14 protein-coding genes are annotated in these 15,142 nt (G+C 64.0%); 6 read left to right on the top strand and 8 right to left on the bottom strand.

Annotated elements, in window-relative coordinates; genetic code table 11:
* Window positions 1–23 precede the first annotated feature (23 nt).
* Genes G4D79_RS19865 through G4D79_RS19855 form a run of 3 tightly spaced genes read left to right on the top strand, consistent with a single transcriptional unit; the run spans window position 24 to window position 2,608 of the window.
* Window positions 24–851 (top strand): DUF3097 domain-containing protein, encoded by an 828-nt coding sequence (locus G4D79_RS19865; protein WP_214514294.1) that lies wholly within the window; start codon window positions 24–26, stop codon window positions 849–851.
* Window positions 852–893: 42 nt separating this feature from the next.
* Entirely contained in the window at window positions 894–1,325 is a 432-nt protein-coding gene (locus G4D79_RS19860; RefSeq protein WP_003944877.1) for an NfeD family protein, read from the top strand.
* Entirely contained in the window at window positions 1,325–2,608 is a 1,284-nt protein-coding gene (locus tag G4D79_RS19855; RefSeq protein WP_003944935.1) for an SPFH domain-containing protein, read from the top strand. Before G4D79_RS19860 ends, G4D79_RS19855 begins: the two co-directional genes overlap by 1 nt.
* Window positions 2,609–2,651: 43 nt before the next feature.
* Here the strand turns inward: G4D79_RS19855 and G4D79_RS19850 are convergent, their stop codons facing one another.
* The 3 genes from G4D79_RS19850 to G4D79_RS19840 are packed head-to-tail and all read right to left on the bottom strand — an operon-like array spanning window position 2,652 to window position 4,576.
* A complete protein-coding gene (locus G4D79_RS19850) occupies window positions 2,652–3,185 on the bottom strand; it encodes a hypothetical protein (RefSeq protein WP_003944797.1) in 534 nt (177 codons plus the stop codon).
* Between the two features lie 55 nt (window positions 3,186–3,240).
* Window positions 3,241–3,837, bottom strand: coding sequence for a hypothetical protein (locus tag G4D79_RS19845; protein ID WP_151098057.1), 597 nt, complete (start codon window positions 3,835–3,837; stop codon window positions 3,241–3,243).
* A gap of 31 nt (window positions 3,838–3,868) precedes the next feature.
* Window positions 3,869–4,576 carry a TVP38/TMEM64 family protein gene (locus G4D79_RS19840; RefSeq protein WP_058038785.1) on the bottom strand — a complete coding sequence of 236 codons (708 nt, stop codon included), beginning with the start codon at window positions 4,574–4,576 and terminating at the stop codon, window positions 3,869–3,871.
* Window positions 4,577–4,999: 423 nt separating this feature from the next.
* Here G4D79_RS19840 and mutA point away from each other — a divergent pair, with 423 nt between their 5' ends.
* The 3 genes from mutA to meaB are packed head-to-tail and all read left to right on the top strand — an operon-like array spanning window position 5,000 to window position 10,154.
* Window positions 5,000–6,895, top strand: a complete 1,896-nt coding sequence (gene mutA, locus G4D79_RS19835; protein ID WP_214514293.1) for a methylmalonyl-CoA mutase small subunit — start codon at window positions 5,000–5,002, stop codon at window positions 6,893–6,895.
* Entirely contained in the window at window positions 6,892–9,144 is a 2,253-nt protein-coding gene (gene scpA, locus G4D79_RS19830) for a methylmalonyl-CoA mutase (protein WP_003944912.1), read from the top strand. Before mutA ends, scpA begins: the two co-directional genes overlap by 4 nt.
* A gap of 17 nt (window positions 9,145–9,161) precedes the next feature.
* Window positions 9,162–10,154: a methylmalonyl Co-A mutase-associated GTPase MeaB gene (gene meaB, locus G4D79_RS19825; protein WP_003945003.1), complete on the top strand. Its 993-nt coding sequence runs from the start codon at window positions 9,162–9,164 to the stop codon at window positions 10,152–10,154.
* Window positions 10,155–10,216: 62 nt separating this feature from the next.
* On the opposite strand, the gene G4D79_RS19820 is transcribed toward meaB, so the two are convergent.
* The 5 genes from G4D79_RS19820 to G4D79_RS19800 form a co-directional block, all read right to left on the bottom strand.
* Window positions 10,217–11,164, bottom strand: coding sequence for a sulfite exporter TauE/SafE family protein (locus G4D79_RS19820; RefSeq protein WP_007727818.1), 948 nt, complete (start codon window positions 11,162–11,164; stop codon window positions 10,217–10,219).
* A 231-nt stretch (window positions 11,165–11,395) separates the two neighbouring features.
* Complete coding sequence (locus tag G4D79_RS19815; RefSeq protein WP_003945017.1) at window positions 11,396–12,430, bottom strand: nucleoside hydrolase; 1,035 nt, start codon at window positions 12,428–12,430, stop codon at window positions 11,396–11,398.
* Window positions 12,423–12,899, bottom strand: a complete 477-nt coding sequence (locus G4D79_RS19810; RefSeq protein ID WP_007727816.1) for an OsmC family protein — start codon at window positions 12,897–12,899, stop codon at window positions 12,423–12,425. The genes G4D79_RS19815 and G4D79_RS19810 overlap by 8 nt, the downstream gene beginning before the upstream one ends.
* Before the next feature lie 31 nt (window positions 12,900–12,930).
* The gene (locus G4D79_RS19805; protein ID WP_214514292.1) at window positions 12,931–14,244 is read right to left on the bottom strand and encodes a CoA transferase; all 1,314 of its coding nucleotides are present in this window, start codon (window positions 14,242–14,244) and stop codon (window positions 12,931–12,933) included.
* Window positions 14,245–14,262: 18 nt separating this feature from the next.
* Entirely contained in the window at window positions 14,263–15,141 is an 879-nt protein-coding gene (locus G4D79_RS19800) for a hypothetical protein (RefSeq protein WP_030536382.1), read from the bottom strand.
* Window position 15,142 lies beyond the last annotated feature (1 nt).

Raw genomic sequence — 15,142 nt, 5'->3', positions numbered from 1 at the left:
GTTGTGACCTAGCGTGATCCGGCGTGAGCGGTGGCAACGGATACGGTGACATTTTTGCGGGTCATACCCGCAAACAGAAGCGCGTGACGCCTGAAGTGGCGGCCGAGCGTGATCTTGTCGTCGAGGATGCGGCGACGGGATTCTGCGGTGCGGTAGTCGGTTTCGAGCGCACGTACGACGGCGATTTCGTGCGGCTCGAGGACGGTCGTTCCCGGACGCGGTTGTTCGCGATGCGCGAGGCGGCCTTCCTCATCGACGGCTCACCGGTCACCCTCGTACGCCCGGCCCCCGAGCCCGTGTCCACCAGACCCGCACGGTCGGCTTCGGGTTCGACGCGAGTCGAAGGCTTACGCGCCCGCACGGCACTGCCCAGCCGGATCTGGGTGGAGGGAGTACACGATGCTGCCCTCGTCGAGCGGGTGTGGGGTCACGATCTTCGCGTCGAAGGTGTTGTCGTCGAACATCTCGAAGGACTCGACAATCTGGGGGAGCGGCTTGCCGAATTCGGGCCTGGTCCCGGCCGCCGCGTCGGGGTCCTGGTCGACCACCTGGTCACCGGTTCCAAAGAAACCCAACTGACTCAGGGCCTCGGCCCGAACGTGTTGGTGACCGGGCACCCGTACATCGACGTGTGGGAGGCCGTTCGTCCCAAATCTGTCGGAATCGCCTCCTGGCCGAAGATTCCACGCGGCGAGGATTGGAAGACGGGAATCTGCCGCGAACTGGGCTGGGGGACACCTCAGGAGGGCTGGCGGCGGGTCTACAACTCGGTCGAGAGCTTCCGCGATCTGGAAGCTCCTTTGATCGGTGCAGTCGAACAACTTGTCGATTTCGTTACCGAGCCGAACTGACGTAGCGGCGGCCTGGGTCACACATTCTGGTTAGATGGTGTTGTGGCTGCACTTATTTGGCTGATCGGAGCACTGGTGCTCGCCGGGGCCGAAGCGCTGGTGGGGGATTTCTTCCTGCTGATGCTCGCCGGTGGGGCGCTCGCTACTGCCGGTGTCAGTGCTGTCACCGACTTCCCGGTGTGGGTCGACGCCGTCATGTTCGGAGTGTTCTCCGCCGCCCTCGTCCTGGGCGTGCGACCGATCATGTTGCGTCGCTTCGGTAGTCCGCCGCCGACCCCGACCGGAATACAGGCACTCGAAGGTAAGCACGCTCTGGTTCTGGAAGAAGTGGGCGAGCATTCCGGGCAGGTCAAGTTGGACGGCGAGGTGTGGACTGCCAGGCCGTACGACACTACCGAGGTGTATCCGCCGGGCACCAAGGTGACGGTGATGGAAATCAACGGCGCAACAGCAGTCGTCTGGAGGGGACCTTAATGGCAGCACTCATAGTGCTCGGTGTGTTGGTGCTATTCGTGATCTTGGTGGTCGCGAAGTCGGTAGCACTGGTACCGCAGGCAGAAGCCGCGGTGATCGAGCGGCTCGGTAGGTATTCGAAGACGGTGTCCGGGCAGCTCACGTTCTTGATCCCGTTCGCCGATCGTGTGCGCGCCAAGGTGGATCTTCGTGAGCGGGTGGTCTCCTTCCCACCGCAACCGGTGATCACCCAGGACAACCTGACACTGTCCATCGACACGGTGGTGTACTTCCAGGTCACCAATCCGCAAGCTGCGGTGTACGAGATCAGCAACTACATCGCTGCCGTCGAGCAGTTGACAACCACGACGCTGCGAAACGTCGTCGGCGGAATGACCCTCGAAGAGACGCTGACCTCGCGTGATTCCATCAATGGTCAGCTTCGTGGTGTCCTCGACGAGGCGACCGGCCGCTGGGGCCTGCGAGTGGCCCGCGTCGAACTCAAGAGCATCGATCCTCCGCCCTCCATCCAGGAGTCGATGGAAAAGCAGATGAAGGCGGACCGCGAGAAGCGCGCGATGATTCTGACGGCTGAAGGCCACCGCGAATCCGCTATCAAGACAGCCGAGGGCGCCAAGCAGAGCCAGATTCTTTCCGCCGAGGGCAACAAGCAGGCCTCGATCCTCAACGCCGAGGGTGAGCGTCAGTCCCAGATTCTTCGGGCCCAAGGTGACCGCGCGGCCAAGTACTTGCAGGCCCAAGGCGAGGCCAAGGCCATCGAGAAGGTTTTTGCTGCTATCAAGTCCGGTAAGCCGACTCCGGAATTGCTTGCATACCAGTATCTTCAGACGTTGCCGCAGATGGCGCAAGGCGATGCGAACAAGGTGTGGCTCGTGCCCAGCGACTTCGGTGACGCACTGAAGGGATTTGCGAAAACGCTTGGCGCGCAGGGGCAGGACGGTGTCTTCCGGTACGAGCCGCCGGCCGCCGAAGAGAATCTTCCCAACCCTGAGGACGATTCAGCTGAGGTCGCGGAGTGGTTCGAAACGAAATCCGATCCGGCTATCGCAGAAGCAGTCCGTGCTGCTGAAGTTGCTGCACGTACTCCCGTCGAAGATCCGGCAGCTGCGGTCAGGCACCTCCGTGAAAGTGCGCCCGAGCAGCCCGGATTCGTAGATCCCGCGCTGCCGCAGCAGAGTGAAAATCCTTGGCCCGGTCAGCTACCGCTGCCGTCCGAACGCGAAGAATTCCAGCAGAAGTACCCCTACCAGGATCAGCCGCCGGAGGGCGGCCAGCGCCGGTAGGCGCCTCTCGTAGCGAACGTTGATCGGGACGGGCACTCATCACCTACGTGATGAGTGCCCGTCCCGTTCCGCATACGGCGATCGCCCAGAGGACACTGACGAAGGTTCCCATGATGAACTGCTCGGACGCGTGCGGTTCACGAAGTTCCGGGTACCGTGCGAGCCCCTTGACTGCCAAGACGATCGCGATCCCCTCCGGCCAGGTTGCAAGAATCGACGCCGCCACCGCGAGCCGTTCGAGGATGCCGATCACACGTCCGCCGCGAAGAGGTCCGGCGTCCGGTGCCGGGCTCCCGTCCGGTTGGCGACGAGCGATCTTGAAGGTGGCAAGTACCAACGGTGCACCGGCCGTGGCGGCGGCAAGTACGCACAGGACAAGCGTCGCCCCGAGAGCGAAACCGGTGACCGGGGTCGTTCGGGTCGATGCCAGTGCGGCAACACCCAGCGCCGGAAGAGCCACCACGGACGACGCCCATTCGGGGACTTCCAGTCGACCACGACTGAGCGGTCCCAGTGCCGCTGCAACTGCTGGTGCCGCGGCGGCGACGGCGAGCGCGATCAACGCCAGAACGACCATGTATTCGAGCCCCCTGCTGTGTCGACGAGTTTGTACCGGTGCGAGCGTGAGCAGTCTAGGGCTGGAGTCTGACCAAAAGTCGTTCTGCGAGTCTGCGCCCGGCGAGTTCTGCGTGCCACCCGGCTGTCAGGAGTCGCTTGGACATGGCCTGTTTGGTGATTCCGAGGTGGGCCGCTGCGCTGACCTGAGTGAGTCCGCTGTCCATCAGGGCGATGGCTTCGCGTCCGTCCTTCGTCTGTCTCGTGACGATCGTTCCGAGCAAGGTGAACGCGGCATCGACATCTGCGGCGAGTTCGTCGCGTGAGCTGTCCGCCGGCGCCTGTTCGACGGCAATTCTGGCCGGAGCTCGCTTGGCTCGCTCGACGGCGATCCGAGCAGCTTCGAATGCCGGTCCGCGTCCGGCCCGGGTCTGCCGTGGGAGAGGCTGCTCGACGGGACCGATCCCGATCCCGACACTCCAGTGCTCGCGCCGAATCAGCTCGAGTGCGACGAGGACGAGTGGCGCCGGATCGTCGGTCACCGCTTGAATCTCGTCGCCCGCTGTGCGCTCGAACGGCCGCAGGAGCCTGCGATCGGCCATGTCGTCGATGATGTCCCCGACGCGGTCGACATCGCGTCGGCTACCTCGCTGATCCACTGTCAGTACGAACATTAGTCAATGCTAGATAGTTGACTTTCAATAGTCAATCGTTTTGGGTTGACTCAATCAAATCAACCTCTTGAGGTTGACCGTTGTCAACGATGGTTTCGCCCGGTGAAGGCTGACGGCGAGCGTCGAACACCAGACCGGCGATGCCGATCGCAATGCAGATCCCGGACAGAATCAGGAGACGAGGATCGGCTTCGCCGGAGAGCGCATCGCCCAGAACGACAATCCCAACAGTGCCGGGCAAGATGCCGACGACGGTGGCAAGGATGTAGGGCACGATCCGGATCGACGAAATGCCGCAGCAGTAGTTCACCACCGAGAACGGGACGAACGCGATCAAGCGCAGAGACCCGACGGCCAGCCACCCCCGCTTTTCGATCCGCTCGTCCACCCGCCGGATCGTCGGACTCGAAATCCGTTGCCACACGACGTCGCGGCCGATCGCGCGGACAAGGTAGAGGGCCAGAACGGCGCTCACAGTCGTTGCCGCCACAGTAAGGGCGATGCCGGTTGCCGAGCCGAAGAGAACCCCAGCGCTGAGCGTGAAGACGGTGCGCGGGAACGGCGCGACGGTGACTATCGAATGAACCAGGAAGAACACGAGGGGAAACGCCGGGCCAACCGAGTCCGCCCACTCGCGTACCTGAGACACCGTGGGATGTGGGGCGAGGAGGGCTGCGAGGAACAAAGCGAGCACTACCAGGACTATTGCGATCAATCTTCGGTCCAGCAGGCGTCCCATCACAGGTCACAAGGCTACCTGCGAACGGTGAACCAGGCCGACTGCCGACCCGCAATCGCGAGTCGAACATCGCCACGGGGGCAGCAAAGCGACGTGCTCCAGGCGACAATGAAACCGCGCTGTGACGAAAACCACTAGGCTTTCGGAGCGGCCTTCACCTGCAGTCCCGGCCAGTGAAACGAACTCGCGGGTAACCCGCAAACATGCTGAACAATCGCTAGGTAAGGGCCGGTTACACGTGCACGAACGACCGAATCCGCACGTCGCCCGGCCGGTCGGAAAGTGGCCACGAACAGCCCTGTGAAGAACATGACGTGATCCTCACGATATCTGGGCTCAACCGCGGGTTAGCATCACAGAACTAACGAACAAATCCGATTATCGGTAAAGCGCTCACGCAAAAAATGAGAGGGAGCGGACACAGTGTCATTAGCTTCAGAAGCCGAGGCTGTCGAGCAGGCGTACGCGGAGTGGCAGCGCTCCGTAGCCGGTGTGCTCGCCAAGTCCCGCAGAGTCGATGCGGCAGAACTGGGCCCCGAGCCACAGAAACTGCTCGAAACCGTCACCTACGACGGTGTCACTGTCGCACCGCTCTACAGCCCACGCGACGAGCGTCCCGAGCAGGGCTTGCCGGGCACTTTTCCGTACGTGCGTGGCGTCGACGCTCACCGTGATGTCAATGCCGGTTGGTTGGTTTCCGCTGCTTTCGGAACCGCCTCGGCGGCCGAGACCAATCGCGCCATCCTGGACGCCCTCGAAAACGGAGTCAGCGCACTCTGGTTGAAGGTGGGCGCCGACGGCGTTCCGGTCTCCGACCTCGCCGCTGCGCTCGAGGGCGTGCTTCTCGACCTCGCACCGCTCACGCTCGATGCAGGCGCAGCGACAAACGATGCAGCCCGAGCACTCTTCTCACTCCTCGATGCTCGCGGCGAAGCCGGCGACGGTGTCAGCGATCGCAGCAGTATCCGAGTTCACCTCGGTGCAGCGCCGCTGACCAGTTCGTTCTCCGGCGCAGCCGACGTCGAATTTGCAGGCGCAGTCGAGTTGGCCGCCCTCGCCGCCGCTCGTGCGGAAACCGTGCACGCGATCACCGTGGACGGCACGGCCTTTCACAACGCGGGTGCCGGCGACGCCGAAGAACTCGGAGCCGCAATCGCCGCCGGCCTCGAGTACCTCCGTGCACTCACCGCCCAGAGCGGCCTGACCATCGGTGCTGCGTTGTCGCAGTTGGCTTTCCGCTACGCGGCAACCGACGATCAGTTCCAGACCATCGCGAAGTTCCGCGCCGCACGTCTCGTATGGGCACGCATCGCCCAGGTCTGCGGAGCTTCCGATTTCGGTGGAGCGCCGCAGCACGCAGTCACCTCGGCCGCGATGATGGCTCAGCGTGATCCCTGGGTGAACATGCTGCGCACGACCCTCGCTGCATTCGGCGCCGGCGTCGGCGGAGCAGATGCAGTGACTGTTCTTCCGTTCGACGTCGCCCTGGCCGACGGCACCCTCGGTGTCAGCAAGTCCTTCTCCTCGCGCATCGCGCGCAACACACAGCTGCTCCTGCTCGAGGAGTCGCACCTGGGCCGTGTCCTCGATCCGTCGGCCGGGTCTTGGTACGTCGAGGACCTGACACAGCAGATCGCCGCCACCGCGTGGGAGTTCTTCCAGGAAATCGAAGCAGCCGGCGGATATCTGGCGGCACTCGAAGCGGGAATCGTCTCCGGTCGCATCGCCGCTACCAAGGCCAAGCGCGACTCCGACATCGCACACCGCAAGACCACGGTCACCGGTGTCAACGAGTTCCCGAACCTCGGCGAAACGCCGCTGTCCGCCGAAGCCGTCGAGCCCGGCCAGTCCGTCGCCCGCTACGCAGCTGCATTCGAAGCGCTTCGTGACCGTTCGGACGCGTTCCTCGCCGCCGGCGGCGCCCGTCCCACTGCGCTTCTCGCGCCGCTGGGCTCGGTTGCAGAACACAACGTGCGCACCACGTTTGCGTCCAACCTGCTCGCTTCGGGTGGTATCGACGCAGTCAACCCCGGCCCGCTCGAGGTGGGCGCCGAGGCCATCTCCGCTGCAGTCAAGGCTTCCGGTGCCACCGTCGCCGTGCTGTGCGGCACGGACAAGCGATACGGCGAGAGCGCCGCAGCGGCCGTCGCCGAACTTCGCGCCGCCGGCATCACCAAGGTGCTGCTCGCAGGACCGGAGAAGGCAGTCGCCGACGCGACCGGCGATTCTCGCCCGGACGGATTCCTCACCGCCCGCATCGACGCAGTGTCGGCTCTGACCGAACTGCTCGACTTCATCGAGACGGGAAGCTCCAAGTGACGACACGAGAGGTCAAGCACGTGATCGGCAGTTTCGCCGAGGTCCCACTCGAGGACCCGCAGTCTCCGGCACCCACACCGCCGTCGGTCGAGCAGGCCCAGGCGCTCATCGAAGAGGGCGCCAACGCCAACAACTACGCCGCCGAGCAGGTTGTCTGGTCCACCCCCGAAGGCATCGACGTCAAGCCGGTGTACACCGGTGCGGACCGCACGGCCGCCGCCGAGTCGGGTTACCCGCTCGACAGCTTCCCGGGCGCAGCGCCGTTCCTGCGTGGTCCGTACCCGACCATGTACGTGAACCAGCCGTGGACCATTCGCCAGTACGCCGGATTCTCCACTGCCGCGGAGTCGAATGCGTTCTACCGTCGTAACCTCGCGGCCGGTCAGAAGGGTCTCTCGGTCGCCTTCGACCTCGCCACACACCGCGGCTACGACTCCGATCATCCTCGCGTTGCCGGTGACGTCGGAATGGCCGGTGTCGCAATCGATTCCATCCTCGACATGCGTCAGCTCTTCGACGGAATCGACCTCTCGCAGGTCTCGGTCTCGATGACGATGAACGGCGCCGTGCTGCCGATTCTCGCGCTGTACGTCGCTGCGGCAGGCGAGCAAGGTGTCACTCCGGACAAGCTGGCCGGAACGATCCAGAACGACATCCTCAAAGAGTTCATGGTTCGTAACACCTACATCTATCCGCCGAAGCCCTCGATGCGGATCATCTCGGACATCTTCGCGTATTCCAGCGCGGAAATGCCGAAGTACAACTCCATCTCCATCTCGGGCTACCACATCCAGGAAGCCGGAGCGACGGCCGATCTGGAACTGGCGTACACCCTCGCCGACGGCGTCGAGTACATCCGCGCCGGCCTCGACGCCGGTATGGACATCGACAAGTTCGCACCTCGCCTGTCCTTCTTCTGGGCCATCGGCATGAACTTCTTCATGGAGGTCGCCAAGCTCCGCGCCGGACGCCTCCTGTGGGCCGAGCTTGTCGCCAAGTTCGACCCCAAGAGCGCGAAGTCGCTCTCGCTGCGTACCCACTCGCAGACCTCCGGCTGGTCCCTGACCGCGCAGGACGTCTTCAACAACGTGCCGCGTACCTGCGTCGAAGCCATGGCTGCCACCCAGGGCCACACCCAGTCCTTGCACACCAACGCACTCGACGAAGCGATCGCATTGCCGACGGACTTCTCCGCCCGCATCGCCCGTAACACCCAGTTGCTGCTGCAGCAGGAATCCGGCACAGTGCGTCCCATCGACCCGTGGGGTGGCTCGTACTACGTCGAGTGGCTCACCAACGAACTCGCCAACCGGGCTCGTAAGCACATCGAAGAGGTCGAGGAAGCCGGCGGAATGGCTCAGGCCATCAACGAAGGCATCCCGAAGCTGCGCATCGAGGAGGCTGCCGCCCGCACCCAGGCACGCATCGACTCCGGTCGGCAGCCGCTCGTCGGCGTCAACAAGTACGTTCCCGACGAGGTCGACACCATCGAAGTTCTCAAGGTCGAGAACTCCAAGGTCCGCAAGGAACAGCTCGAGAAGTTGGTTCGCCTTCGCGCGGAACGTGATCCGGAAGCCGTCGAGGCCGCACTGGCGAACCTCACTCGCGCTGCCGCATCCACCGAAGGCGGCATGGAGAACAACCTCCTCGCCCTCGCTGTCGTCGCCGCCCGCGCGATGGCTACCGTCGGCGAAATTTCCGACGCCCTCGAAAAGGTGTACGGACGCCACCAGGCCGAGATCCGCACCATCAGTGGTGTGTACCGCGACGAGGCAGGAACGGTGAGCAACATCAGCAAGGCGATGGAACTGGTCGAGAAGTTCGCCGAGGACGAGGGACGTCGGCCCCGCATCCTCGTCGCGAAGATGGGCCAGGACGGTCACGACCGTGGCCAGAAGGTCATCTCCACCGCCTTCGCGGACATCGGATTCGACGTCGACGTCGGACCGCTGTTCCAGACCCCCGAAGAGGTCGCCAATCAGGCGGCCGACAACGACGTCCACGTAGTCGGTGTGTCGTCGTTGGCCGCCGGTCACCTGACCTTGGTGCCGGCGCTGCGGGAGGCTCTGGCTGCGGCCGGTCGTCCCGACATCATGATCGTCGTCGGCGGCGTCATTCCGCCCGGTGACTTCGACGAACTCTACGAGGCCGGCGCTGCTGCCATCTTCCCGCCCGGCACCGTCATCGCCGACGCTGCCAGCGGATTGTTGGAGAAGCTCTCCGCCCAACTGGGTCACGACAACAGCTGAGAAGGGGGTCACTGAAGATGGCACGTCAGCCCATCGACATTGATTCCCTCGCCGAGGCGGTGCGCGGAAATCAGCGTGCCGGCCTCGCTCGGGCGATCACCCTCGTCGAGTCCACCCGCGACGACCACCGGGCCCTCGCGCAGCAACTTCTACTGAAGTTGCTGCCGGAGGCCGGGGGAGCGCACCGGATCGGCATCACCGGCGTTCCCGGCGTCGGCAAGTCGACCTTCATCGACGCGCTCGGAATGTACTTGCTGGGCAAGGGACATCGGGTTGCGGTGTTGGCGGTCGATCCGTCGTCCACCCGCACCGGCGGCTCGATTCTCGGCGACAAGACACGCATGGCTCGGCTCACCGTCGAACCGAATGCGTACATCCGGCCGTCACCGACGTCCGGCACGCTCGGTGGTGTTGCCAAGGCAACCCGCGAGACCATCGTGCTTCTCGAAGCTGCCGGTTTCGACGTCATCCTGGTGGAAACGGTGGGTGTCGGCCAGTCCGAAGTCACTGTTGCCAACATGGTGGACTGCTTCACGTTCCTGACCCTCGCTCGTACCGGTGATCAGCTCCAGGGCATCAAGAAGGGTGTCCTCGAGCTCGCAGATCTGGTGGCGGTCAACAAGGCCGATGGCAAGCATGAGCGCGAGGCAAAGGGCGCTGCCCGTGAATTGGCGGGTGCGCTTCGCCTGATCTACCCGCACGACGCCATCTGGAAGCCGCCCGTCATCACGATGAGCGGTCTCGAAGGTGTCGGGCTGGACGAGTTCTGGGGAACTGTCACCAAACACCGTGAGGTGCTCACCGAAGCGGGACAGTTCGAGGAGAAGCGTCGCAAGCAACAGGTCGATTGGACCTGGACGATGGTCAACGATCAGCTGCTACGCAGGCTCTCGAGCAACGATCGGGTGCGTGCGATCCGGGCCGACGTCGAGCAGAGCGTGCGTGACGGTTCGCTGACGGCAGCGTTGGCGGCGGGGCGAATTCTCGACGCGTTCGACGGAAGCAACTAGCGCGGAAAGAACGAAATCCCGGGTATCCGAGCGCGGATACCCGGGATTTCTTCTGTGACGAGCTATCGTTCGCGTTTGACTGCAGGCTCGGTGAGTTCGGTCTCGACAGCGAGTTCGACTCCCGTGAAATCGCCTTCTGCCTCGGCCGGGGTGAGAGTGGACCGCTTCCACGCGTAGAACAGCAGCGCTGCCCACGCGCCGAGAATGGTCAGGTAACCGGCCACTGTGACCGCCCCGGTGATGTCGAAGGATTTGAACAGCTTCTGTGCGTTGGTCAACACGATGACGCCGCCCACCGCCGTTCCGAGCAAGGTTGCAGGTACGCGGCTGACCAGCCACGCCGCGAACGGAGCTGCGATGACACCGCCGAGCGCGAGACCGGCGACAACGAGGAGGTTTCCCGCCGACTCACGTCCCAATCCGACAAGGAATCCCAGCGACGCGGCTGACGCGACCAGAAACTCCGAGGCGCTGACCGAGCCGATCACGGTGCGCGGCGCGGTCTTTCCTCGTGAGAGCAGCGTGCTGGTGGTGATCGGACCCCAACCACCACCGCCGGATGCATCGATGAAACCACCGAACAGGCCGAGTGGGGACAGGAAACGTGCAGTGTGCGGGGTGGTACGAGCGTCCGCGACGGCCGGTGGGCGGACCGAAAAGCGTAGTGCCACATAGATACCGATGGCCAGCAGGATCGTCGCCGTGATGGGGACTGCCGCTTCGGTGGACAGACCCGAGAGCACAGTTGCGCCGATGAATGCACCGACTGCGCCGGGCACACCGAGCTTGGCGACGAGCTTCCAGTCGATGTTCTTGAACTTCCAATGCGACACACCCGAAGCGAGGGTGGTGCCGACCTCGGCCAGGTGAACAGCGGCGCTGGCCTGAGCCGGACCGAGGCCACCGATCATCAACAGAGTGGTTGCGGTGACACCGAAGGCCATACCGAGGGCGCCGTCGACGAGCTGGGCGCCGACGCCGACAAGGGTGAACAAAAGAAGGTTGAACATGAGAAGACAGACTCCGAGCGAAGAAGCGACAAAGTCAGGGGTGCAGGCAGCGAGAAATCGCCGCTCAGCAACACGCCTGATCGAAGCATGCGCTACGACGAGTGGGCCAGAACGCCATCAATCCGAGCGCAAATGCCGGGGAGGCATCGTGGCTGGAAATCTGCACGTCAGGTCCTTTGTTCTCGTTCGTTGGTGTTCTGTCCATGCGAGCATAGCCGGTGACCGGCTCGGTCAACCCACGACGCGGGCGTAATTTCCCACTCGGTGGACAAGTCGATCGAAGAATTCCGCCGGATCGGTTCTGACCGCGATATCCGCGTTGGGCTCACGCTGCCAGTGCCCGACCCAGTCCGCGACCGTCGTTCCGATCAGCAGTGGACTCTCGGTTTCGACATCTACCGTTGCCGGTTTCAGCGTCGCCAGGCTCGGATCGAGCGCGACGGCAGCAGCGAAGGGATCATGCATGTGAGCAAGAAATCCCTGGTCGTATTCACGGTGGAATTCCATGTAGAACCGGATTGCGTCGGACATATGCCTGATCACGCTGTTGGACGCGGAACTGCGGACGTCGGGACCGTCGTCAGGCGAGATGATCTCTTCCGGGGTGCTCCCGGCAGCTTCGGCGAGCCGACGCACATGTTCGGGGAACATCTCGATGGATTCGGTGACGTTGAGGCCGCAGATGATCGGGCGCCGGTGCGCGGGTACGACGGAGAACGCGTCGAACACCTCCTTGGCGGCGTGCGGATCCACCGAGACGTTCCACTCCGCGGTCGGCGTCGTGTTGCCCGGATAGTTGAACGACCCACCCATCACGACCAGTCGCTTCAGCAGAGACGGCAGATCGGGTTCACGTCTGATCGCCAAGGCCAGGTTGGTGAGCGGCCCCGTCACCAGCCCGGTGAGTTGTCCGGGGTACTCCCGGACGAGATCCACCCAGAGGTCGGTGGCGGTTCGGACCGAGCGCTTGCGACCCGAATCGGGGAGGACCGCATGGCCGATTCCTTGCGGACCGTGAGTCTCCTCGGTGGTGCGCAACGGTATGACCAATGGCTCGCGGGCGCCGAGTGCAACCTCGATGTCCGGGGCGCCGCAGAGCGCAAGCCAGTTCAAGTTGTTGGCCGCGACCTGTTCCACCGGAACGTTGCCGGCGGTGCTCGCAATCCCCAGTATCTCGGCTTCGGGGCTGGCAAGGAGATAGAGAAGCGCCAACGAGTCGTCGATACCGGTGTCGACGTCGACGATGAGCTTGTGCATGTCACTCATCGGTGGCCACCAGGATCGTCGGGGAATGCAGGACGGGGAAGTTCACCGACCGAGCGATGAAGCACTTCGTGTGTGCGGGGCCGTGAAGCTCCTGGGCCTTCTCGACCATCGACGCCTCCGCGACCAACACCGTCGGATTCAACGTCACTTCGATGAACTGGCCGCCGCCATCGGATTCCTCGATCATGCTGCCGACCGGCTGATCGCTGTAGTCGAGTACGACGACCCCAGCGGCAGCTGCCAGACCGAGGTACCAGAGCATGTGGCACTGGGCGAGGGAGGCAACGAGCAGTTCCTCGGGGTTCCATCGCTGCGCGTCGCCGCGGAACGAGGGATCGGAGCTGCCGAGAAGTTCCGGCTTTCCGACCGCGGATATTGCATGATTGCGCGAATATCCCTGCGTGCTGGACGTTCCGGTTCCCAGATCGCCCGTCCACTGAAGGTCGAGTGTGTAGGTATGTGACTTCACAGGTCCATCTTGCCCTGAATGTGCCGGTCCCTCAGTGTGCCCACTCCGCCCGATCCGATCCCCACGGATGCGCCGGTTCGGGGTAGTCCTCGAACTCTGCCAGCGCGGGTCGTGCGGTGGTCACGTCGGCATGGTTGACAACAACATTCAGGCCGGGAGCGGTCGGCAGACCGGGATGGACGGTTCGGCCGGGTGCGTCGAGAAGACGGGCGCCGGTGCTGGCCAATGACACGTCGACATCGCGGCCACCGCCGTCCTGCGAGCGCAGCGTCAACGCGTCGAGGATCCCCGCTGCCAAGAAGTATCCGGTCGAGTGGTCGAGTGCCTGCGCCGGAAGTGCACCAGGGTTCTCACCGCCCTCGAGAAACGAAATGCCGGACGCGGCCTGCACGATGCTGTCGAAGCCACGGCGATTCGCCCACGGACCTTCCCATCCCCATGCGCTGACGCGCCCGTGAATCAGGTGGGCGGGAAGATCCTGCCCGATGAGCGCTTCGAGTGCACCCGGCCGGTAGCCGGTGACCAGTACGTCTGCGGTTTCGAGGAGTTCTCGGAACGCTGTCGCTCCCGCCGAGGACTTCAGGTCGAGAAGCGCCGACCGCTTGCCCTGTCCACTGTCGAGGTGCTGCCATCCGATCTCAGGGATCGCCGGGGGATCGATCCGCAGAACGTCAGCGCCGACCAACGCCAGGGCGCGCGTCGCGACCGGACCGGCGATGACGCGGGTCAGGTCGAGAACGCGTGGGCGCGTCGGATGCGTGCGGGGTTTTCCCTCGTCGCGTGCTCGGATGGATACCAGAGGCGCAGACCTCGCAGCTGCGCACTGCTCACTCAGGCGCCACTCGGTCTCGGTACGAACACGGACCGCGATGGCTCCGATCTCGGCGGCCTGCTGCTCGATCTCGATGGCGCTGAGTTCGGATATACGTTGCGCCACTGCATCTTTGGGTGATCCATGATCGAGCTCGAGGACGGCGAGCAGGCGGTCGCGATGGTGCGGATAGTTGCCGTGCGTGCGGACCCAACCGTCGCGGGCGGCAAAGAACCCCGAGTGCTCGGAGAACCCGTTGATCGGCTCGCCGCCGATCCGGAACAGTCGATCGCTCGAGAAGGACGCGGCGATGCGCTCGGGATCGAGGGTCCAGTGTCCGTCGCCCGGGCGGGTTGACCGATGAATCGCCGAGGCGAACGCCGCGACTGAGCCCGCAGCGAGGTCGAACACCGGCAAGTGCGCCGCAAGGAAACCCGCCGAGTCCGGGCATTCGATGTGCCCGCGTCGGTCGTCGCTGTGCACCCCGACGTCACGCTGGTATTCGTCGAGATAGAACCCGTACCCGTGATCCATGCGACGCCTTTCGGCAGTTCAGTGGCCGAGAAGCTCCCGGCACTTCTCTGCCAGCGTATCGCGGAGCGGCGCAGCACGATCCGCCAACTGTTGTTGCTGACGCACGTATTCGGCGCGGCCCGCGGGAGTTTCGATACGAATGGGGGAGTACCCGTACTCGGCAAGGTCGTATGGGCTCGCGCGCATGTCGAGTTCACGGGCCAGGAGCGCGTGTTCGAAGCACCGCATCACCAGGTCGGAATCGACGAGTGGCAACAACTTGAAGCTCCACTTGTACAGATCCATACCGGCGTGCAGGCAGCCCGGCTGTTCGTGATCGATCTGAGTTTCGCGTGCAAGCGGGAGCGAGTTCTTGGGGGCCGCGTCCGGTGTGAAGAACCGGAACGCGTCGTAGTGCGTGCATTTGAGTGGCAGGGATTCGACGACCGCGTCGGTACCGGCGAACCCGAGTCGCAGCGGCACCGACTGGTGACGGATTGCGTCCTCGCCGCCGCGATAGACCATCGCCCATTCGTGGAGGCCGAAGCAACCCAGCACAGCGGGCCGCGCAGACGTCTGATTCAACAGATTCCACACGAATTCGACTGTGTGACGCCGACGCTCCAGCACTGAGGCCTCGACCGTCGCGGTACCCGACTCGTCGACGCGGTAGCCGGAGAAGGCTGCGTATTCGGCGGCGTTCTCGAGCGCGACTCCGTACCCGGGGTGCCAGCGGCGCAGTTGGGCGGGTTTGAAGTTGTAGTACGTGAAGAGGAAGTCGTGCACCGGGTGAGAGATACCGGCGCTACGACGCGCTCGGTGCGGCTCGACGAGCTTCTCCACCTCCTCGAGGTGAAGTGCCCGCCGAGCCGTCCACTCGCTCTGCGCGAGTGCGAGTGAATGCACCGAACGTGTCATC

Source organism: Rhodococcus sp. WY5 (assembly GCF_018588185.1).
In the GTDB taxonomy this organism is placed as follows: domain Bacteria; phylum Actinomycetota; class Actinomycetes; order Mycobacteriales; family Mycobacteriaceae; genus Rhodococcus_F; species Rhodococcus_F qingshengii.
Note: the sequence above shows the minus strand (reverse complement) of the source record. Positions and strands in the feature narration are given on the sequence as shown.

Bases quoted from the DNA above. Each gene is read 5' to 3' on its own strand.
- G4D79_RS19855 (WP_003944935.1), top strand. From the start codon at position 1,325: ATGGCAGCACTCATAGTGCTCGGTGTGTTGGTGCTATTCGTGATCTTG.
- G4D79_RS19850 (WP_003944797.1), bottom strand. From the start codon at position 3,185: ATGGTCGTTCTGGCGTTGATCGCGCTCGCCGTCGCCGCCGCGGCACCA.
- G4D79_RS19845 (WP_151098057.1), bottom strand. From the start codon at position 3,837: ATGTTCGTACTGACAGTGGATCAGCGAGGTAGCCGACGCGATGTCGAC.
- G4D79_RS19840 (WP_058038785.1), bottom strand. From the start codon at position 4,576: ATGGGACGCCTGCTGGACCGAAGATTGATCGCAATAGTCCTGGTAGTG.
- meaB (WP_003945003.1), top strand. From the start codon at position 9,162: ATGGCACGTCAGCCCATCGACATTGATTCCCTCGCCGAGGCGGTGCGC.
- G4D79_RS19820 (WP_007727818.1), bottom strand. From the start codon at position 11,164: ATGTTCAACCTTCTTTTGTTCACCCTTGTCGGCGTCGGCGCCCAGCTC.
- G4D79_RS19815 (WP_003945017.1), bottom strand. From the start codon at position 12,430: ATGAGTGACATGCACAAGCTCATCGTCGACGTCGACACCGGTATCGAC.
- G4D79_RS19805 (WP_214514292.1), bottom strand. From the start codon at position 14,244: ATGGATCACGGGTACGGGTTCTATCTCGACGAATACCAGCGTGACGTC.
- G4D79_RS19800 (WP_030536382.1), bottom strand. From the start codon at position 15,141: ATGACACGTTCGGTGCATTCACTCGCACTCGCGCAGAGCGAGTGGACG.